Genomic DNA, 20201 nt, shown 5'->3' on the forward strand with positions numbered 1-20201 from the left:
CACGGGTGGATGCTCGCCAGTGTAAGTCGGTAGCAGGCTATTCGATAGCCTCGTACGGAAGTCCGACGTAATTTTCTGCAATGGTTTTTCGACCGGCTTCTGAACTGACGAAGTAGTCCAGTTCCGAGGCGCTGATGCGCTGGCTGAAATCGTCGTGCTCGTCGAAGCGGTGCAGCATCGAGGTCATCCACCAGGAGAAACGTTCGGCTTTCCATACCCGGCGCAGGCAGATCTCCGAGTATTTCTCCAGCAGATCGGTGCGCCCTTCGCGATAAACCTTCAGCAGAATGTTGAACAGCGTACTGACATCGCTGGCAGCCAGGTTCAGGCCCTTGGCGCCGGTGGGCGGCACGATGTGCGCGGCATCGCCGAGCAGAAACATCCGCCCGTACTGCATCGGCTCGACGACAAAACTGCGCAGCGGCGCGATGCTTTTTTCAATCGACGGGCCAGTCACCAGTTTCTCGGCAAGCGCGGCGGGCAGACGTGTTTTCAGCTCAGCCCAAAAGCGCTCGTCGGACCAGTCGGCAACGTTCTCCTCGGCCGGCACTTGCAGGTAATAACGGGTACGGGTGGCCGAACGCATGCTGCACAGGGCGAAGCCACGTTCGTGCCGGGCGTAGACCAGTTCTTCGTGCACTGGCGGGGTGTCGGCGAGAATCCCCAGCCAGCCGAACGGATAGACCCGCTCGAAGATCTTCAGGCAGGCCTCGGGAATCGACTGCCGGGCCACGCCATGAAAGCCGTCGCAACCGGCAATGTAATCGCAATCGACGCGCCAGGTTTCGCCATCCTTTTCGAAGGTGACAAAGGCCTCGTCGCTTTTCATGCCGTGAGGAACGACATGGCTCACTTCATAAAACGACAGTGCGCCAGCCTCCCGACGAGCGGCCATCAGGTCGCGCGTGACTTCGGTCTGACCGTAAACCATGACGGTTTTGCCGCCGGTCAAACCCTGCAGATCGATGTGTGCCAGACGCCCATCCAGTGCCAGATCGAAGCCGGCGTGCACCAGCCCTTCGGCATCCATGCGCGCGCCTACGCCGGCCTGGCGCAACAGCTCTACCATGCCTTGTTCAAGCACGCCGGCGCGAATTCGTCCGAGGACATAGTCGGGTGTCTGGCGTTCGAGAATCAGGGTGTCGATGCCGGCGTTGTGCAGCAACTGACCGAGGAGCAATCCGGACGGACCGGCGCCAATGATGGCGACTTGGGTTTTCAGCGTTTTCATTGTTTTTATGACTCGCAAGCTTCACGCGACAGGCGCCGGTGAATGATTTTTATGGATCGAGTGCTTGCATTTTTCCCTTGCGGGTCTGTCAATTGAAGGTGAAAACTGAGCCGATACCTGTACATTCTGCCAATCGGTGCGATTATCGCCCGCAACCTCGAGGCCTGGATTGAAGTGATGAACAAGCCTGACCTGCCTTCGATTCCGGTGTTCAAGCTCTACGGTGAAAGCCTGGACTGGCCGACCCCTGACTTGCTGCACTGTGAAACCATTTCCAAACGCAGCCGCGAACATCAATGGGAAATCAAACCCCACCGCCACGCCGATTTGTGCCAGTTGCTCTTCGTCTTCAAAGGTCAGGCAGAGCTTGAAATCGAAGGTCAACGCACGCAGCTCAACCAGCCCGCGATTCAAGTCCTGCCACCGTTGTCGGTGCATGGCTTTCGCTTTTCCGAGGACGTCGAAGGATTTGTCGTCACCCTCGCCAATCCGCTGATCAATCACCTGCAGGCGCAACTGGGCAACTCGGTGCACGCACTGGCCCAGGCCGAGCACTACCCGGCGGGCAAGGACGCGGAGTACCTGAACAGTCTGTTTTCAGCGTTGCAGGCCGAGTACAACGGCCATCAACCCGCGCGGGAAATGCTCATGCATTCGCTGGTCAGCGTGATCATGGTCTGGGTCAGCCGTCAGGCGCTCGTGCGCCATAATGCCAGCCAGCGGCCGCAACGCCAGCGCGAATACCTCAACGGGTTCATTCAATTGGTGGAGGAGACGTACCGCCAGCATGTGAAGGTCGAAGACCTGGCCCATCGTCTGGGGATTTCGGTATCACACCTCAACGGCACCTGCCGGGAACTGGCTGGGCAGCCAGCGCTGCAGATCATGCACGAACGCCAGTTACTGGAAGCCAAACGTTTGCTGACCTACACCAGCATGACCATTTACGAGATGTCGGAGTTGTTAGGGTTTTCCGATCCGACCAACTTCACGCGCCTGTTCCGGCGCAGGGTGGGGATATCGCCAAAGGCCTTCCGCGACCGGCTGAAGGCCGAGCAGTGATCCTGTAAACCTGGCGATATCCTGTGGGAGGGGGCTTGCTCCCGAAAGCGGTCTATCAGTTTGCATCAATGCTGAATGACACACCGCATTCGGGAGCAAGCCCCCTCCCACAGGATCGCACTGCAACTCAGGTCAATCAGCGCAACGCATTGAGCGTCGCGTTATGCGGAATACAGCGCTCGAAATTGCAGCTGGCGTATTCGCGCGGCAGTTGTCGCAGTTGCTCGACCCGCCAGGCCGCGGTGCCGTACAGCGCCAGCGTGGCAGCGCAGGTGATGAAAATCGCGAAGTACCTTCTTGTTCTGATGTTCATGGCGTAGACCTCTGAACGCATACCCTGCGGTATTACTTTCAGCATAGGTCAGCGGCATAGAGTTGCCAGCCACGGATTCGGCCTATGTGACATCCCCCTGTGGGAGCGGGCTTGCTCGCGAAGGCGTGGTGTCAGTCGATGAGAATCCAGACTGATACACCGCCTTCGCGAGCAAGCCCGCTCCCACAGGGGCATCGGATTTACAGGCCCATATCCCATTCGGGATTTTCCGGGAATCGTTCGACGAGAAAATCCAGCATGCTGCGCAGCGCCGCCGGCATATGCTTGCGTGAGGCGTACACCGCGTAGATGTTCATCTGCCGTGGCTCGGCACCCGGCAGCAGGCGCACCAGTTCCCCGGCATGCACATGAACCCCGGCCTGATAGGTCGGCAGCATCGCCACGCCGGCACCGGCCAGGGTGGCACGCAGCAGGGTGCTGGCCTCGTTGGCGCTGATGTTGCCCTGCACCGGCACCGACACGGGCTCGCCGTCCTCCTCGAAATGCCACAGGCTCTTGCCGAAGTAGGAGTGGGTGAGGCAGTTGTGTCGGCTCAGGTCCTCGACCCGTTGCGGTGGCGGGTTGTCGCGCAAATAAGCCGGTGCGGCGCAGACCACCGAGCGGCACACGGTCAGGCGCCGGGCGATCAGGTTCGGATCGAGGTCATTGCTGGTGCGGATCGCCAGATCGATGCGCTCATCCACCAGATTCACCGTGCGGTCGAGCATCTGCAGATCGATGCTGACCCCGGGGTAACGTTTGACGTACGCCGCCATCGCATCGGCCAGTTGCGCCTGGCCGAACGAGGTACTGACGCTGATACGCAGCAATCCTCGCGGTGCATCGTGTGGTTCACTGACCGCCGCCTGCATATCCGTCGAGAGTTCGAGCATCTGCCGACAGCGCGGCAGGATTTCGCTGCCGGCGGCAGTCAGGCTCAATTTGCGCGTGGTGCGGTGCATCAGGCGCGCGCCGACCCAGTCTTCCAGCTCCGCCAGATAACGCGACACCACTGGCCGTGACAGGTCCAGATGATCGGCCGCCGCCGACTGGCTGCCCAGATCGACCACGGTGACAAACACGCGCATTGCTTGAAGACGATCCATGATTTGCCCGCTTTCAGAAACAAACTATGTCCAAGCATCGCATTTTTTGTACCGAGTCAGGCAACTAAGCTCTGTCCCATCGCCAAACACGGCATTCGGACCACGGAGCAACAGATGATCGGCTTCACTACCCTCAAGCGCGTTTTACTGGCCACCGCCACCCTCGGTTTCGCGGCCCACGCCGCTGCCGCCAATCTGACCCTGGATGTCTACAACCCGGGCACCCACGCGATTTTCCCGGTGACTTCGGTGCTGGTCAGCGGCGAGAAAGACGCGATTCTGGTCGATGCACAATTCGGCAAGGCCCAGGCCGAGCAGGTGGTGGAGAAGATCCGCGCCAGCGGCAAGCACCTGACCACCATTTACATCAGCCACGGTGACCCGGATTACTACTTCGGCCTCGACACCCTGACCCAGGCCTTCCCCGACGCCGAAGTGCTGGCCTCGCAGCCGACCGTGGATCACATCAACAAAACCGTCGCCGGCAAACTCGCCTTCTGGGGCCCGAAAATGGGCGCCGACGTACCGGCCAAAACCATCGTGCCGGGCGTGCTCAAGGGCGATAGCCTGATGCTCGAAGGACAGAAATTGCAGGTGATCGGTCTTGGAGGCAAACAACCGGATCGCAGCTTCGTGTGGATTCCGTCGCTCAAGGCCGTGGTCGGTGGCGTTGTGGTCGCCGAGAATATTCATGTGTGGATGGCCGATACCCAGACCGCGCAATCCCACGCCGACTGGCTGCAAACCCTGCACTCGATCGAAACCCTGAAGCCGAAAACCGTGGTGCCGGGTCACTACCTGGGCGAGAGCAGCCGCTCTTTGGTCAGCGTGAAATTCACCGCCGACTACATTAAGGCTTTCGATGAAGAAACCGCCAAGGCCAAGGATTCCGCCGCACTGATCAAGGCCATGCAGAAGCGCTACCCGAAACTCGGCGAAGAAAGTTCGCTGGAACTGAGTGCCAAAGTCGCCAAGGGCGAGATGAAGTGGTAACCCGATTGATCTGAAACAGAGGTCGAGAGGACTTTTGTGGCGAGGGAGCTTGCTCCCGCCCGCCTGCGCAGCAGGCGCAAAACCTGCCAATACGTTGTATCTGAAACAGGCGGGGAGTGCTTCGCCCTCCAGCGAGAGCAAGCTCCCTCGCCACAGGGAATACCGCTTCAAGATTAGATTTATGCCGTCGTTGAAACTCTCAAGCCAACTGGAGAATGTCATGAGCAAGATCGCAATCATTGGTGCCACCGGCCGTGCCGGTAGCCAACTGCTGGAAGAAGCCCTGCGTCGCGGGCATAGCGTCACTGCCATCGCCCGCGACACCTCGAAGATCGGCTCGCGTGCCGGTGTGGTCAGCAAGAATGTCGATGTGCTGGATTCGGCGGCGCTGCAAGCCGCAGTCGCCGGTCACGACGTGGTGATCAGCGCCGCGCACTTCGCCACGGTATCGGCCAGCGCTCTGGTCGGCCCGGTGAAGCAGGCGGGCGTGAAGCGTCTGCTGGTGGTCGGCGGTGCCGGTTCGCTGTTGCTGCCGGACGACACCCGAGTGATCGACAGCGCCGGTTTCCCCGCTGAGTACAAAACCGAGGCCAGCGCTGGCGCGGCGTTTCTTGATGCCTTGCGTCAGGAGAAGGATCTGGACTGGACTTTCCTCTCGCCATCGGCAGAGTTCGTCGAAGGTGAGCGCACCGGTACCTTCCGCGTTGGCAAGGACCATTTGCTGTTCAGTGCTGAAGGTCGCAGCTGGATCACCTTCGCCGATTACGCGATTGCGCTGATTGACGAAGTGGAAACGCCGAAGCATTCGCGTCAGCGGTTCACGGTCGGGTATTAAGCAACGACGCAGACCCCAATGTGGGAGCGGGCTTGCTCGCGAAGGCGGTGTGTCAGCGACATTTGAAGTGATTGACACACTGCATTCGCGAGCAAGCCCGCTCCCACAGGAGTGATCTGTGTACTTCAGCGGGTATGCGCCTGTTCCACCAGCCAGATCATCAATTCCTCCAATTGCGGCGACGCTTCCCCGCCCTGCGGCATCACCACGTAGTAGCCCAGCCCCGTCTTCACCTTCAGATCAAACGGCATCACCAGCCGTCCGGCGCGCAGGTCATCGCCGATCAGCGACCAGTCGCCAATCGCCACCCCCGTCCCATGCGACGCCATCGACATCGCCTGATCCAGCGTCTCGAAATGCTGCCCCATGTTGACGTTGCTCAATTGCAATTCGGCGGCGGTCAGCCACACCGTCCAGTCCTGGGTGTCGCGGGTCGGATGCAGCAGCAGATGCTGTTGCAGGTCGGCCGGTTCGCTCAGCGCCGGTGGGCCTTTCAATAATGCTGGCGAGCAGACCGGTGTCAGTTGCTCATCGAACAGATGCAGCGCGGTCGAGGAGTTGTCCGGCGGCGTGCCGTAGATCACCGCCGCATCGAATTGCTCGCGCTGAAAGTCGACGCCATGGGCCAGTGTAGTGGTCAGTTTGACCGGCACGTCCGGGCGTTCCTTTTGCCATTGCAGCAGGCGCGGCACCAGCCAGCGCATCACGCAGCTGGGCGCCTTGAGTTGCAGGGTTTGCCGCTTGCGCCCGATCTGCTCGGTGGCCTCGCTGATCAAGCCGAAGATCTTTTCCACCCGGGGCAGCCATTCACGTCCTTCGGCGGTCAGTTCCAGGCCTCGGGCCAGACGGATGAACAACTCATACCCCAGATGAGCTTCCAGCCCGGCAATCTGCCGGCTCACCGCGCCCTGAGTGATGTGCAACTGCTCGGCCGCCCGGGTGAAGTTGCAGCACTGCGCGGTGATCAGAAACGTGTGCAGGGCGGGCAGGGGAGGCAGTCGTTTCATGTGGATCCAAGGTATGACGTGAGGACATGGCTAGTATGACTTTTAATCGATTGTTGCCGCTACCTGCCGCCCGTTCAATGAGCTCATTGAAGGGGCCCTTTGTAGGAGTGAGCCTGCTCGCGATAGCGGTGTGTCAGTCACCGTAATGTTGAATGTGAAGACGCCATCGCGAGCAGGCTCACTCCTACACAAAGGCCTTGTGTCTCAAACGAACAAGAAGGGCAATCGACATGGCGACGTGTGGCGAAGTACTGGTCAAGTTACTCGAGGATTACGGGGTCGAGCAGGTGTTCGGTATTCCCGGGGTGCACACCGTGGAACTGTATCGCGGGCTGGCCCGTTCGAGCATCAACCACGTCACTCCACGGCACGAGCAGGGCGCCGGATTCATGGCTGACGGCTATGCGCGCACCAGCGGCAAACCGGGTGTGTGCTTCATCATCACCGGACCGGGCATGACCAACATCACCACCGCGATGGGCCAGGCCTACGCCGACTCGATCCCGATGCTGGTGATCTCCAGCGTGCAGACCCGCAGCCAGTTGGGTGGCGGTCGCGGCAAACTCCATGAGTTGCCGAACCAGAGTGCGCTGGTCGGCGGCGTCGCGGCGTTCTCCCACACCCTGATGTCGGCGGCGGAATTGCCCGGCGTGCTGGCCCGTGCTTTCGCACTGTTTCAGGCCGGGCGTCCGCGTCCGGTGCACATCGAGATTCCGCTGGATGTTTTGGTAGAAGAGGCTGATGAGCTGCTCGCCAGCGTTCCGGTGCACATCGACCGCGCCGGGGCTGCACCGGCTGCAGTACGGCGCATGACTGAGTTGCTGGCCGGCGCTCGGCGTCCGCTGATTCTCGCCGGTGGCGGTGCCATCGATGCCGCCGCCGAACTGACTGAGCTGGCCGAGCTGCTCGACGCCCCGGTGGCGCTGACCATCAACGCCAAAGGCATGTTGCCGTCCAGCCATCCGCTGCTGATCGGCTCGACGCAAAGCCTGGTCGCCACTCGCGCACTGGTGGCCGATGCCGACGTGGTGCTGGCGATCGGCACCGAACTGGCCGAAACCGATTACGACGTGACCTTCGCCGGCGGCTTTGAAATCCCCGGCAAGTTGCTGCGCATCGACATCGATGCCGATCAGACCGTGCGCAACTATCCGCCGCACGTGGCGTTGGTCGCCGACTCGCGCAACGCCGCGCAAGCGCTGCTCGGCGCACTGTCGCAGCAGGCGCTGGCCGAGCGGCGTAACGATTGGGGCCAGGTGCGGGCAGCGCGTCTGCGCGATGAACTGGCCGCGACCTGGGATGCGCCAACCCTGGCCCAGACCCGTTTTCTGGAAACCGTGCTGCACGAGTTGCCGGACGCAGTATTCGTCGGCGATTCCACACAACCGGTGTACACCGGCAACCTCACCTTCAACCCGGAGCGAACACGGCGCTGGTTCAACTCGTCCACTGGTTACGGCACCCTCGGTTATGCCCTGCCGGCGGCGATTGGCGCGTGGCTCGGTGGCGGCATTGAGGGTGGCGCTCGTCCGCCAGTGGTGTGCCTGATCGGCGACGGCGGCTTGCAGTTCACCCTGCCGGAACTGGCCAGCGCGGTTGAAGCGCACACGCCGGTAATCGTCCTGCTGTGGAATAACCAGGGCTACGAAGAGATCAAGAAGTACATGGTCAACCGCGCCATCGAACCGGTCGGCGTCGATATCTACACCCCGGATTTCATCGGTGTGGCCAAGGCCCTTGGCTGCGCCGCCGAAGCGATCAGCACGGTTGAACAATTGCGCGGCGCGCTGCGTGCCGCCACCGATCGTCAGGGCCCGACCGTGATCGAAATCGACCAGAGCCAATGGATGCAGGCGGTGGCCCAATGATCAATTTCCCAACCACACTCGATGGCCTGTACATCAACGGTCAATGGTCGGCCGGGCGTGAACACCTGCGGGTGATCAATCCGGCCACCGAAGCACTGCTGACCACGGTCAATGGCGGCGATGAAAGCGCGGTCGATCTGGCCGTCAGCGCGGCCACTGAAGCGTTCAAGCGCTGGTCGAAAACCAGCGGTGCCGAGCGCGGTGCGATCCTGCGCAACATCGCCAATGGCGTGCGCAACGGCCGCGATCATCTGATGAAGCTGCAGTCGAGCAACAACGGCAAACCGCAATTCGAAGCGGCGATCGACGTCGATGATGTGATCGCCACGTTCGAGTATTACGCCGAATTGGCCGAAGGCCTCGACGCACAACTCGACAGCAACGTGGCGCTGCCCAGCGATGACTTCAGCGCGCGTCTGCGTCGTGAACCGTGCGGTGTGGTCGGGCTGATCGTGCCGTGGAATTTCCCGATGGTCACCACCGCGTGGAAACTTGCCCCGGCCTTGGCCGCCGGTTGCTGCGTGGTGCTCAAACCGTCGGAAGTCACGCCGCTGCCGGAGCTGGAACTGGCGGCGATCATTGCCGAGTCCGGCTTGCCCGACGGTGTGTTCAACCTGGTTTGCGGCACCGGTCTGGCGGTCGGTGCACCGCTGTCGGCGGACCCGCGCATCGCCAAGATTTCCTTCACCGGCAGCAACGCCGTCGGTGTGCAAGTAATGCAGCGTGCCGCCGAAACGGTGAAGGGCGTGAGCCTGGAACTGGGTGGCAAATCTTCGTTGCTGGTGCTCGAAGACGCCGATCTGGAACTGGCGGTGGAACTGGCTTGCGGCGGCGGTTTCTTCAACGCCGGGCAAATGTGTTCGGCCACCAGCCGGGTGCTGGTCGCCGATGAGCTGGCCGATGAGTTTCTTGAGCGTCTGCAAAAGCGCGCACAAGCGATTCGCGTGGCCGATCCGTTCGACCCGGACGTGGAGATGGGCGCGCTGGTCAATCAGGCGCAATACCAGCGCGTGCTCGGCCACATCGACCGCGGTTTGAGTGCCGGGGCGAAGCTGGTGTGCGGCGGTAATCGTCCGGCGGATCTGCCACGCGGCTATTTTTTGCAGCCGACAGTGTTCACCGACGTGCCCCTCGACAGTGCGTTGTGGTGTGAAGAGATTTTCGGCCCGGTGCTCTGCGTGCGCAGTTTCAGCAGCGAAGCCGAGGCGATTGCCCTGGCCAACGACAGCCAGTTCGGGCTGGTCGCCAGTGTGGTGACGCGTAACGCCGAGACCGCCGACCGCGTCGCCAACGCCCTGCAGGCGGGGCTTGTATGGCTCAACGCGCCGCAAGTGATCTTCCCGCAGACGGCGTGGGGCGGTTACAAGCAGAGCAGCATCGGTCGTGAATTGGGGCCGTGGGGCCTGGCCGCGTTTCAGGAAATCAAACACGTGATCCGGTCGCTTTGAACGCCCGAAAAAGGTGAGCGCATGCCTCGCAACGAGGCATGCGTCGGTGTCATGGCTTCGATGAGTTTTTATCGATAGTCAGGTGTATTGCACGACCTCAGGATGAACCCGTCGGCAGCGCTGCAGGCCTTTTAATACAAGGCCTGCAGCGGATCCGGCCGCGCGGATGCAACGGTTGCGACCAACCTCATACTTAAAAGAACAAAGGGAGTCCTTCATGGGCGAGCATGATCTGAACAGGCGTCAATTCATTAAAACCGTCGGCGTCGCCTCGGTAGCGGCGGCGGCCCTGAGCATGCCCTTCATCCGGGCCAGCGCCAGCGACACGCGCTTCGCCGGCAAGACCCTGCGTTTGCTGACCTGGTCGGATGACACCGGCCTCGCCGCACTGCGCAACATTGCCGCCACCTTCGAGGCCAAGACCGGCGCCAAGGTCATCGCCGACCGCACCGGCAGCACCTCGGAAATGGTCGCCAAACTCAAGGCCGGCGGTGATCGTCCGCAGTACGACATCATCACCCTGGCTGGGGTCGGCGCCGAAGGTCTGGCCGCTGCGGGGCTGCTGGAGAAACCCGACCTGAACCGGATTCCCAACCTGATCGACGTACCGGAAAAATACCGCACCGGCGCCAACGGGCACGGCATCGGTTACCTGCTGTGGTGCAACAGTCTGGTCTACAGCACCCGCACCCTCAAACAGGCACCGGACAGTTATGCCGCGCTGTGGGATGCCGATCTGGCGCCGAACATTTTCCTGCCGCCGCCGAACTGGACCGAGGCGATGGACCTGATCATCATCGCCGCAAAACTGGCTGGTGGTGACGAACACAACATCGAGCCGGGCTTCAAGAAACTCGCCGAGCTGAAGGAGCGCGTGGTCACCCTCGGCGAGAACCCGAACCAGATCGCCGAGCTGTTCCGCACCGGTTCCCTGGACATGGGCGGCTTGTACGCTCCGGCATTCTTCCCCAAGCAGATCCGCGATCCGAACTACGGCCTCGGTGCCACGTTCGGCATGAAGGAAGGTTTCTACACCGACCTGATGCTCTCGGTGATGCCGAAGAACCGTCCGGGCGACACCGACTTGGCCTACGCCTTCATCGACCACTCTCTCGACCCGCTGGTGCAGGGCAAGATGGCCGAAGACATCTTCAACGGCCCGGTCAACGCCAAGGCGATCATCTCCGCGGAAGCGCGCAAGAGCCCGTACATCCTCACGCCGGAGCAGATTGCCGAGAAGGCGATCATGCACGACAACGCCTTCCTGGCGACCGTGCATGACCAATGGATTCGTCGCTATACGGAAATTTTTTCTTCCTGACGCCGGCCTCCCGAACACCACGGGCCCCCTGTGGGAGCGAGTCCTGTGGTGAGGGGATTTATCCCCGATGGGCAGCGTAGCTGCCCCAAGATCAGCAAATACGGTGCATCAAATGTACCGCGCACGATGGTTTTGCGACTGCTTCGCAGCCGGTCGGGGATAAATCCCCTCACCACAAAAAATGACTCCCACAGGAGATTGAGGTGTTTGCGAGATTAGCTTTCCATTGACGAGATCATTGCTATGGAACATCAATCCCTGACCCAACCGGTTGGCGCCGCTGACGTGCGCCCGGTGCGCGGTATTTCGCCGACCGCCCGGGCGTGGTTTTTCCTCACGCCGTCGATGCTGTTTCTCGGTGTGCTGATCGCGGCCAGCCTGCTGGTGCTGCGCATGAGCGTCGGCACTAAAGGCGCGGAATGGAGCGGGTTCAGCCTCGCCAGCTACGCGCAATTGCTCGAACCCTACTATCTGAAATCCCTGCTGCTGACCCTGCGTCTGGCGCTGATCAGTGCAGTGATCGCGGTGCTGCTGGCGATCCCGGTGGCGTACACCATGTCACGGCTGACCTCGCCGTTCGTGCGGCGGATTTTTCTCGCGGCGGTGCTGTTGCCGCTGCTGGTCAACCTCCTGCTGCAAAGCTACGGCTGGCTGGTGATTCTCGGCCCGGGCGGGATGCTCAACCAGACGCTGATGGGCCTGGGCCTGATCAAGCGCCCGATCATGCTGCTGTACAACCAGAACGGCGTGCTGATGGGCCTGGTGCAGACCGCGTTCCCATTGGCCGTGCTGCCGATTGCCAGCGCCATGCGTGGTGTTGCGCGTACCTACGAAGAGGCGGCGGCGACACTGGGCGCCAGTCGTTTTCAGGTGTTCCGTCAGGTGGTGTTGCCGATGAGTCTGCCGGGGATCATCACCGGGGCGACGCTGGTGTTTGCCTACAACGCCAGCAGTTTTGTCGTGCCGTTGCTGCTCGGTGGCCGCCGGGTGCCGATGCTCGCGGTGATGGTGCATGACCAGATCGCGCCGCTGATGAACTGGCCTGCCGCGTCCGCTGCCGGGGTGGTGCTGATCGTTACCACGCTGGCGATCATGACCCTGTCTGAATACATCACCGGCCGTCGTCGGCGTCTGCTGGAGGCTTCGCAATGAGTACCCTGATCAACAAGCGCATGGCGCTGCTGCCCGGCGACACCGGCAAGTTCGCCGGGATCCTCTCCGGGTTCATTCTGCTGCTGGCGGTGTTGCCGATCCTGACCATGATCGTCATGTCGTTCAGCGGTGCGTCGAACCTCGACTTCCCGCCGAGCAGCTACAGCCTGCAATGGTACAAGGCGGCCTGGCACACCTTCGTCTCGCCAGACGCCAGCGACGTGCTGAGTCTCGGTCAGGCCATGGCTACCAGCCTGCTGGTGTCGTGCCTGACCATGGTTTTCGCCACGCTGATCGCGGTGCCTGCCGCCTATGCGCTGACCCGTTGCGAGTTCCGTGGCAAAGCCGTGGCGCTGCAACTGATGTCGTTGCCGCTGGTGTTTCCGATGGTGGTGTTGGGACTGGCGTTGCTGCTGGTGTTCGACAGCCTGCCGTTCCACCTGACCACCTCGCGGCTGGTGATTGCTCACGTGATTCTGGCGCTGCCGTTCGTGGTGAAAAACTGCACCGCCGCGATGCTCTCCATCGGCAGCGAAGTCGAAGAGGCGGCGCGGATGCTCGGCGCTTCACCGCTGCGGGCGATTGTCGACGTGGTGGTGCCGTTGATGAAGTCGGGGATTCTGGCGGGGATGCTGCTGGCGTTCATCGTCTCGTTCAACGAATTCACCGTGACCTATTTCCTCTACACCATCGACGTCATGACCGTGCCGATCTGGATGTACAGCCGCACCGTGTCATCGCTCGACCCTACCGTGTTCTCGTTTGCCGTGCTGATCGTGCTGATCGACTTCGTCCTGATCTGGGCGCTGGAGAAGCTGGTGGGCGAGGGCGGCGTTTCCTTTTGATTTGAGGTGCAACATGACTGGTCTGATTCTGGAAAACGTCGAGAAATTCTACGGCTCGGCTTGCGCGGTACAGGACGTCAATCTGCATTTGCCGGAAGGCCAACTGGTGTGTTTTCTCGGCCCGTCGGGCTGCGGCAAAACCACCTTGCTGCGGATGATCGCCGGGCTGGAAACCCTGACCGGCGGCGAGATTCGCCTCGACGGCGAGAACATCGGCCACACCCCGGCGCACCAACGCAACTTCGGCATGGTGTTCCAGTCGCTGGCGCTGTTCCCGCACATGACCGTCGGCGAGAACATCGCCTACCCGCTGAAACTGCGCGGCGTGAGCAAGGCCGAGCAGCAGGCGCGGGTGGTGGAATTGCTGGAGTTGATTCAGTTGCAGGCGATGATCGACCGACCGGTGGCGAAACTCTCCGGCGGGCAACGGCAGCGGGTGGCGATTGCCCGGGCCATCGCCTCGCGGCCGAAAATCCTCCTGCTCGACGAACCGTTGTCGGCGCTGGACGCCAAGCTGCGCGAGTTGATGCAGGTGGAAATACGTCAGCTGCAACAGCGCTTGAACATCACCACGATCATGGTCACCCACGACCAGCGCGAAGCCATGACCATGGCCGACATCGTCGTGGTGCTGGGCGAGCACAAGGTGCAGCAGGTGGGCACGCCGATCGAAATCTACCGGCACCCGGCCAACGAGTTCGTCGCCGACTTCATCGGTTCGGGCAACATTTTTCCGGCCACGGCGCTGGGTGACGGCAAGGTCAGTTTGCCGGGCGGTGATGCGCTGCAAGTGCCGATCTGCAGCAGCATCGAAGCGGGGCAGAAGGTGAAGATGCTGATTCGTCCGGAGGATCTGCAACTGTCCGCGCCACAAGCCACGGCGGGCAATCGCTTGCTCGGCAAGGTGACGTTCGTGCGCGATATCGGCGCGACCATCGAGACCACGGTGGAGTGTTCCGGGGTGACGTTCACCGCGTTGAGTACGCCGTGTCAGGGGATCGGTTTGGGGATCGGGCATCCGGTGTCGGTGACGTTGCCGAGCGAGGCGTGTCGAGTGTTGGGGGCTTGATCAGGATTTGATGGTGATCTTGCCGATGCCATCGCGAGCAGGCTCACTCCTACAGGGGAACGCATTCCAACTGTAGGAGTGAGCCTGCTCGCGATAGGGCCATAAGCCTCACCGCAGATGCCGGATCAGACCGACTGCCGCAACCGCGCCAGATCCCTTAACGGCGGTGCACCAAACAAGCGGCTGTACTCGCGGCTGAACTGTGACGGGCTTTCATAGCCCACGCGATAGCCCGCCGCCGACGCTTCCAGCCCTTCGGCCAGCATCAGGCGCCGCGCTTCCTGCAGGCGCAATTGCTTCTGGTACTGCAACGGACTCATCGCGGTCATCGCCTTGAAGCGGTGATGCAGGGTCGAAACGCTGAGGTTGACTTCTTTCGCCAGATCATCGATGCGCAGCGGCTGTTCGAAGTTGCCGTTGAGCCATTTGATCGCCTGGCTGATGCGGTGGCTCTGGCTGTTGGCAATCGCGATTTCATACAAACGGTGACCCTGCGGACTGCGCAGCAGGCGATAGAGAATCTCCCGGCGAATCAGTGGCGCGAGCATGGCGATGTCTTTCGGCGCATCCAGCAGTCGCGCCAGACGCAACACCGCGTCGAGCATCGCGCTGTCGATCTTTTCCACATACAGGCCGCGCCCGGTCGGCCGGGTCGGCACGCCCATCGGCCCCGCGTCGGCGATCAGTGCAGTGATTTCCGCGGGGTCGATGTCCAGGCGCACGGCAAGTATCGGATCCTCCGGCGAGACATTCACTACCCGCCCGCTGAGCGGCATCGAGACCGAGACCACCAGATAATTCAGCGGGTCGTAATTGAAGAACTCATCCGCCAGGCGCACCTCTTTGCGGCCCTGGGCCATGATGCACAGCGCCGGTTGCGCAAGTACCGGGGCGAAGTCATGGGACTGGGTATGGCGCGACATGAACAGCGAGCCGATGGCGGTCTGATAACTGCCGTCGTCGGTGGTATTGCGGCGGATGATCGCCGCGAGTTCTGCACGCTGTTTTTCCATGTCGGCATCGGGCGGAGACTGGAAACGATCGAATGACGTCATGCACGGCATCCTCGGCAAGGAATCTGGAATGGAGCAGAGCATATGTTTGTGCAAGCGCCAGCGGTAGACACATCCTGTCAAATGCTTGCCTGATTCTGCATTGCATTGCCGGCGTGCCCAGTCATAGCAGGATGCAGGGCGGAAAACTTGCTTGAAACGCCGTATGACAGTGGTGTGACGCTGTTTTGCAGGTTGTTACGTGCTTTGTGTGCAGTCTCGCAGGATTGTGCAACGCAGCGGCAGGAATCGACTAACGGCACCTTGCGCCCGGCCCTTAACCTTTGATCCTGTCGCAGCCCGTCCCCCGGCTGCCACGCGACTCCCTGGGAGGGTTGAACATGTCCAAGCAGATTCCCGTCAGTCATATGGCCTTCGTTCGAGCGCGCGCCGGACGCTCCGCCGAACTGGGTGTACGCCTCAGTGCCTTGATCGAACCGTCACGCAACGCCCCCGGTTGCCTGAACTTTGCCCTGCAGCATTCGCAATGCGATCCGGACCTGTGGCTGGTCTCTGGTTTCTGGAGCCATCAACAGGCAATGACCGCGTATTTCAACAGCCCGTCGATGCAGATCTTTGCCGAATTGGTTCAGGATCTGGTGGTCAACAGCCTGGATTTCCACACCTTCAAAGAGGTGTCGGCGGCGCAGGCGCTCGGACAATGCCCGGCACCGATACACAAACTCGCCGGTTGAGGGTTTAATGTCCGGCTTATTCATCTGAGCCAGGATGTGTGCCATGGCACGTAAAGAGTTTGAACACTTCGAAGCAGTCTCCGCAGTCGTCCCCGTCGAGTTGGGCGGCAACAAGGGTTACCACGCGGCAATCGCGGTCAAGGCCCTGGTCGATGGCGGTGCGCCACGCTTCCACAAACTGCTGGGTGATCAGGTGTTTCCCGGCGCCATCGCTGCCGATGACGCGGCGACCCAAGAGCTGGACCGCCTCAAGGGTGTCACCGATGACGCCGAGCTGATCTGGTAACTGCGCTTACTTGCCCGCACCCGGGCGCCACATCTTGAACAGGGCTTCAGGCCCCAACTGGAAATAATCCGCCGGCCCGCCGCCGCGCAGAATCGGTTCTGCCGCGGCGGTGTCGTAGATCCCGTCCTTCAACAGCCATTTGGCGATATGCACGGCGACCACTTCGCCGAGAATCAGCCAGCTCGGTACGGTTTCGCCATCGGCGCGCTGCAACTGGATGATCTGCGTGACCTTGCACTCGAAGGACACCGGGCTTTCGGCCACCCGTGGCACCGCAATCACCTTCGAAGCCAAGGGCGTCAGCCCGGCCAGTTCAAACTCGTTGACCTCAGGCGCGACCATCGCGCAGCTCTGGTTCATCTGCTCGGCCAGCGGCCGGGTGGCGAGGTTCCAGGCGAACTCGCCTGTCTGCTCGATGTTGTTCAGGCTGTCTTTGCGCCCGATGCTGGAAAAACCAATGATCGGCGGAATGTAGTTGAACGCGTTGAAGAAACTGTAAGGCGCAAGATTCAGCTGGCCGTCGGCATCCTGCGAAGAAATCCAGCCGATGGGACGCGGGCCGACGATGGCGTTGAACGGATCGTGGGGCAGGCCGTGGCCGTTGGCGGGTTCGTAGAAGTGGATGTCATCGGACATGGCTGGAGGTTCCTGGAGGGCGTTTGTAGAAGGCAATAGTGCAAGTCTGAAACAGCATTTTCCAGTCACACAAAGATATTCCAGTTGATGCAATCCCCTTTGTGGCAGCGGGGTTGCTCGCGAATGCAATCTTTCAGTTGCCACAGTGGTTGACTGACCCGGCGCTTTCGCGAGCAAGCCCGCTCCCACAGGGGATATTTGCCGTGCCCCAGAAATGACTAAGCCCGGCCGAAGCCGGGCTGTGCGCTTTACGACTGCAATCAGCTGATCGAAGCGGATTGGGTGCGGTCGTAGCCGTCAGCGGCGAAGGCAGCCGAACCGGTGCGGTCGTAGCCATCCTCGGCGACAGTTGCCGAGCCAGTGCGGTCGTAACCATCGGCAGCGACGGCCGAGCCAGTGCGGTCGTAACCATCGGCAGCGACGGCCGAGCCAGTGCGGTCGTAACCATCGGCAGCGACGGCCGAGCCAGTGCGGTCGTAACCATCGGCAGCGACAGCCGAGCCAGTGCGATCAAAACCGTCGGCAGCAAAGGTGTTGGCGGCCATTACGGACAAGGCGAAAGCGAGGATCAGTTTGGTTTTCATGTGAGTGACTCCAGATTCGTTGGCGGGTGTGTCTTGCATGGGTTTAATGCTACGCCAACTAAATTGATAAAAAAGCGCAAATAAATGCTAAAAACAATCGATTAACTTGATATTAAGGGCGGCGCATTGAATGGGCTTCCACTGTCGGGAGCGAACGCCGCGCGGGTCATCGATCAGGTAGTGGCAGGATGCCGGGGCAGCATTAATGGGGGATTAATCGCTGTTTTTCGCGATATGACGGATTTTTCATCTGTTGCCGACCGGTTTTTCACCGGTGCGACGCCAGTCTGCCCACGGCCAGAAAACCAAGAACCGGCCGTCCCACACTGGAGCTTTGCTTGCGATGAACAAACTGCCTCAAATCACCCTGGCGTTCTGGGTCATGAAAATCTGCGCGACGACCCTGGGGGAAACCGCGGGGGACTTGCTGTCGATGACCCTCAACGTCGGGTACGCCCTCAGCTCGCTGATCCTGATCAGCGTGTTCGTGCTGACGCTGATCAGCCAACTGATGGCCAAGACCTACAAGCCGCTGCTGTACTGGATCGTGATTCTGTCGACCAGCACCGCCGGCACCACCATGTCTGACTTCATGGACCGCACCCTTGAACTGGGCTACGCCACCGGGTCGATGATGCTGATTGCGATTCTGTTGGCGATCTTCACGGCCTGGCGCCTGAGCGGCGACTCGTTGAACGTCAGCAAGGTGCAGACCTTCCGTGGCGAGATGTTCTACTGGATGGCGATTCTGTTTTCCAACACCCTGGGCACGGCGCTCGGTGACTACCTGGCCGATGATTCGGGCCTGGGTTTTGCCGGTGGCGCGCTGCTGATCGGCTCGACCATTGCCGTGGTCGTGGCGCTCAAATACTTCACGAAGATTTCGTCGGTGCTGTTGTTCTGGGTGGCGTTCGTGCTGACCCGGCCGTTCGGTGCGACCCTGGGCGACCTGATGACCAAGTCCCATGAAAAGGGCGGCCTGGACTTCGGCACCATAGGCTCGTCGGCGGTGCTGGCGGGGATTCTGCTGGTGATGATTGTCGGCGCGTCGTATGCGCAGAAGCGTTATGGCAAGCCAACGGTAGTTGCTGAATTGTCCTGATACCGAGTCGCCCCAATCGCGAGCAGGCTCACTCCTACAAAGGGCGGCGTACACCAATCAATGTAGGAGTGAGCCTGCTCGCGATGAGGCCATAACAGCCACCATCACAATGGCTGAACTGACTCATTCCTCAGTCAGTCACGATCCGCGAGTGTTTCTGCGTGTCTTTCATGGTGATGTACACCAGCAGCGACACCGCGATGCACGCGGTCACGTACCAGTAGTAACCGGTTTCCATGCCGATGCTCTTGAACCACAGCGCGATGTATTCGGCGGTACCACCGAAGATCGACACGGTCAGTGCGTACGGCAGACCGACGCCCAGCGCGCGGATTTCGGTCGGGAACAGTTCGGCTTTCACCACGGCGTTGATCGAGGTGTAGCCGCTGACGATGATCAGTGCCGCCATGATCAGGAAGAACGCGCCCCACCAGGTCTGGATGGTGTGCAGGGTCATCAGGATCGGCACGGTGAAGATCGTCCCGAGTACGCCGAAAGCGATCAGGATCGGACGCCGCCCGATCTTGTCCGACAGGCCACCGATGATCGGTTGCAGGCACATGAACAGGAACAGCGTGGCGGCAGAAATGGTGGTCGAGTCGGAGATGCTCATGCCGACGGTATTCACCAGGTATTTCTGCATGTAGGTGGTGTAGGTGTAGAACGCCAGCGTGCCGCCCATGGTCAGGCCGACCACGGTCAGCAGTTCTTTCGGGTGGCGCATCAAGGTGCGCATCGCGCTTTCCTTGGACTTCTCTTTCTTGGTGAACGACTCGGTCTCTTCCATGCCGCGACGCAGGTACAACGCAACGATCGCGCACAGTGCGCCGATGGCGAACGGAATACGCCAGCCCCACGCGTACAGCTGTTCAGTGGTCAGCATGTTCTGCAGCACGATCAGCACGCCTAGCGCGATGAGCTGGCCGGAGATCAGGGTCACGTACTGGAAGCTGGAGAAGAAGCCGCGACGTTCCTTGGTCGCCATCTCTGACAGGTAGGTGGCCGAGGTGCCGTACTCGCCGCCGACTGACAGGCCTTGCAGCAAGCGCGCGAAGACCAGCAGGATCGGCGCGCCGATGCCGATGGTTTCGTAGTTCGGGCTGAGGGCGATCAGCAAGGAGCCGAAGCACATCAGGTAGACCGAGGCCATCAAGGCTTTCTTGCGACCGACCTTGTCGGCGTACAGGCCCATCAGCCAGCCACCGATCGGACGCATCAGGAAGCCCACGGCGAAGATCGCGGCGGTGTTCATCAGTTGCGCGGTGGTGGAACCGGCGGGGAAGAAGGTCTTGGCGAAGTACAGCGAGAAAGCGGCGTAGACGTACCAGTCGTACCACTCGACCATGTTGCCGACCGAGCCGCTGAAGATCGATTTGATCCGGCTGGCGGTGGTTCTTTCTTTGGCGGGCGCGGCAGCCGACCCAAGGGGCAGGGCGTTGGAGTTATCCATTGAAGGATCCTTCGTTTAATTGTTTTTGTGGAGCGCGTTGGAACGCAGCCTGTCTGGGCTATAGCAGGAGCTGTGCCAACGGGGGGAGGGCCGGTTTAGAGGGGGCGGCAGGATTTTATGAGCGGAAATCCGCTTATGGCTGGATT

General features: G+C 61.1%; 20 protein-coding genes. 12 read left to right on the forward strand and 8 right to left on the reverse strand.

Features of this window, described 5'->3' with window-relative positions; genetic code table 11:
• Positions 1-37 precede the first annotated feature (37 nt).
• Complete coding sequence (pobA, locus tag KCG87_RS17485; RefSeq protein WP_210558456.1) at positions 38-1231, reverse strand: 4-hydroxybenzoate 3-monooxygenase; 1194 nt, start codon at positions 1229-1231, stop codon at positions 38-40.
• 177 nt (positions 1232-1408) lie between these two features.
• Between pobA and KCG87_RS17490 the strand changes: the two genes are divergently transcribed.
• Positions 1409-2293 carry a helix-turn-helix domain-containing protein gene (locus KCG87_RS17490; RefSeq protein ID WP_097086010.1) on the forward strand — a complete coding sequence of 295 codons (885 nt, stop codon included), beginning with the start codon at positions 1409-1411 and terminating at the stop codon, positions 2291-2293.
• A gap of 136 nt (positions 2294-2429) precedes the next feature.
• Here KCG87_RS17490 and KCG87_RS17495 read toward each other — a convergent pair whose 3' ends face one another.
• Together KCG87_RS17495 and KCG87_RS17500 are read right to left on the reverse strand one after the other, a co-directional pair.
• Positions 2430-2606, reverse strand: coding sequence for a hypothetical protein (locus tag KCG87_RS17495; protein WP_007964044.1), 177 nt, complete (start codon positions 2604-2606; stop codon positions 2430-2432).
• A 200-nt stretch (positions 2607-2806) separates the two neighbouring features.
• Positions 2807-3712 carry a LysR family transcriptional regulator gene (locus tag KCG87_RS17500; protein ID WP_210558454.1) on the reverse strand — a complete coding sequence of 302 codons (906 nt, stop codon included), beginning with the start codon at positions 3710-3712 and terminating at the stop codon, positions 2807-2809.
• 114 nt (positions 3713-3826) lie between these two features.
• Here KCG87_RS17500 and KCG87_RS17505 point away from each other — a divergent pair, with 114 nt between their 5' ends.
• Both KCG87_RS17505 and KCG87_RS17510 read left to right on the forward strand, forming a co-directional pair.
• Positions 3827-4705 carry an MBL fold metallo-hydrolase gene (locus KCG87_RS17505; protein WP_210558452.1) on the forward strand — a complete coding sequence of 293 codons (879 nt, stop codon included), beginning with the start codon at positions 3827-3829 and terminating at the stop codon, positions 4703-4705.
• Between the two features lie 220 nt (positions 4706-4925).
• Entirely contained in the window at positions 4926-5540 is a 615-nt protein-coding gene (locus KCG87_RS17510) for an NAD(P)-dependent oxidoreductase (protein WP_210558451.1), read from the forward strand.
• Between the two features lie 125 nt (positions 5541-5665).
• Here the strand turns inward: KCG87_RS17510 and KCG87_RS17515 are convergent, their stop codons facing one another.
• The gene (locus KCG87_RS17515; RefSeq protein WP_027612487.1) at positions 5666-6547 is read right to left on the reverse strand and encodes a LysR substrate-binding domain-containing protein; all 882 of its coding nucleotides are present in this window, start codon (positions 6545-6547) and stop codon (positions 5666-5668) included.
• Positions 6548-6777: 230 nt separating this feature from the next.
• On the opposite strand from KCG87_RS17515, the gene KCG87_RS17520 reads away from it, so the two are divergent.
• The 6 genes from KCG87_RS17520 (at position 6778) to KCG87_RS17545 (ending at position 14250) form a co-directional block, all read left to right on the forward strand.
• Positions 6778-8415 (forward strand): 5-guanidino-2-oxopentanoate decarboxylase, encoded by a 1638-nt coding sequence (locus KCG87_RS17520; RefSeq protein WP_210558449.1) that lies wholly within the window; start codon positions 6778-6780, stop codon positions 8413-8415.
• Positions 8412-9863 (forward strand): aldehyde dehydrogenase family protein, encoded by a 1452-nt coding sequence (locus KCG87_RS17525; RefSeq protein WP_210558447.1) that lies wholly within the window; start codon positions 8412-8414, stop codon positions 9861-9863. The genes KCG87_RS17520 and KCG87_RS17525 overlap by 4 nt, the downstream gene beginning before the upstream one ends.
• A 217-nt stretch (positions 9864-10080) precedes the next feature.
• Positions 10081-11184 (forward strand): ABC transporter substrate-binding protein, encoded by a 1104-nt coding sequence (locus tag KCG87_RS17530; protein ID WP_123588622.1) that lies wholly within the window; start codon positions 10081-10083, stop codon positions 11182-11184.
• Positions 11185-11427: 243 nt separating this feature from the next.
• A complete protein-coding gene (locus KCG87_RS17535) occupies positions 11428-12336 on the forward strand; it encodes an ABC transporter permease (RefSeq protein ID WP_210558446.1) in 909 nt (302 codons plus the stop codon).
• Positions 12333-13181, forward strand: coding sequence for an ABC transporter permease (locus tag KCG87_RS17540; protein ID WP_095668437.1), 849 nt, complete (start codon positions 12333-12335; stop codon positions 13179-13181). Before KCG87_RS17535 ends, KCG87_RS17540 begins: the two co-directional genes overlap by 4 nt.
• 13 nt (positions 13182-13194) lie before the next feature.
• Complete coding sequence (locus tag KCG87_RS17545) at positions 13195-14250, forward strand: ABC transporter ATP-binding protein (protein ID WP_210558444.1); 1056 nt, start codon at positions 13195-13197, stop codon at positions 14248-14250.
• A gap of 125 nt (positions 14251-14375) precedes the next feature.
• On the opposite strand, the gene KCG87_RS17550 is transcribed toward KCG87_RS17545, so the two are convergent.
• Positions 14376-15305, reverse strand: coding sequence for an AraC family transcriptional regulator (locus KCG87_RS17550; RefSeq protein ID WP_027612494.1), 930 nt, complete (start codon positions 15303-15305; stop codon positions 14376-14378).
• 338 nt (positions 15306-15643) lie between these two features.
• Between KCG87_RS17550 and KCG87_RS17555 the strand changes: the two genes are divergently transcribed.
• Together KCG87_RS17555 and KCG87_RS17560 are read left to right on the forward strand one after the other, a co-directional pair.
• Positions 15644-15997, forward strand: coding sequence for an antibiotic biosynthesis monooxygenase family protein (locus KCG87_RS17555; RefSeq protein WP_095136993.1), 354 nt, complete (start codon positions 15644-15646; stop codon positions 15995-15997).
• A 43-nt stretch (positions 15998-16040) separates the two neighbouring features.
• On the forward strand, positions 16041-16283 hold the full coding sequence (locus tag KCG87_RS17560; protein ID WP_103486312.1) for a hypothetical protein: 243 nt from the start codon (positions 16041-16043) through the stop codon (positions 16281-16283).
• Positions 16284-16289: 6 nt separating this feature from the next.
• Here KCG87_RS17560 and KCG87_RS17565 read toward each other — a convergent pair whose 3' ends face one another.
• Together KCG87_RS17565 and KCG87_RS17570 are read right to left on the reverse strand one after the other, a co-directional pair.
• Complete coding sequence (locus KCG87_RS17565; protein ID WP_210558442.1) at positions 16290-16919, reverse strand: flavin reductase family protein; 630 nt, start codon at positions 16917-16919, stop codon at positions 16290-16292.
• Positions 16920-17179: 260 nt separating this feature from the next.
• Positions 17180-17503, reverse strand: coding sequence for a hypothetical protein (locus KCG87_RS17570; RefSeq protein WP_210558441.1), 324 nt, complete (start codon positions 17501-17503; stop codon positions 17180-17182).
• 343 nt (positions 17504-17846) lie between these two features.
• On the opposite strand from KCG87_RS17570, the gene KCG87_RS17575 reads away from it, so the two are divergent.
• Positions 17847-18605 carry a hypothetical protein gene (locus tag KCG87_RS17575; protein WP_210558439.1) on the forward strand — a complete coding sequence of 253 codons (759 nt, stop codon included), beginning with the start codon at positions 17847-17849 and terminating at the stop codon, positions 18603-18605.
• Positions 18606-18735: 130 nt separating this feature from the next.
• Here KCG87_RS17575 and KCG87_RS17580 read toward each other — a convergent pair whose 3' ends face one another.
• Positions 18736-20055: an MFS transporter gene (locus KCG87_RS17580; protein ID WP_098965312.1), complete on the reverse strand. Its 1320-nt coding sequence runs from the start codon at positions 20053-20055 to the stop codon at positions 18736-18738.
• Positions 20056-20201: the final 146 nt, after the last annotated feature.

The organism is Pseudomonas sp. MWU347, assembly GCF_017947305.1.
Lineage (GTDB): Bacteria > Pseudomonadota > Gammaproteobacteria > Pseudomonadales > Pseudomonadaceae > Aquipseudomonas > Aquipseudomonas putida_A.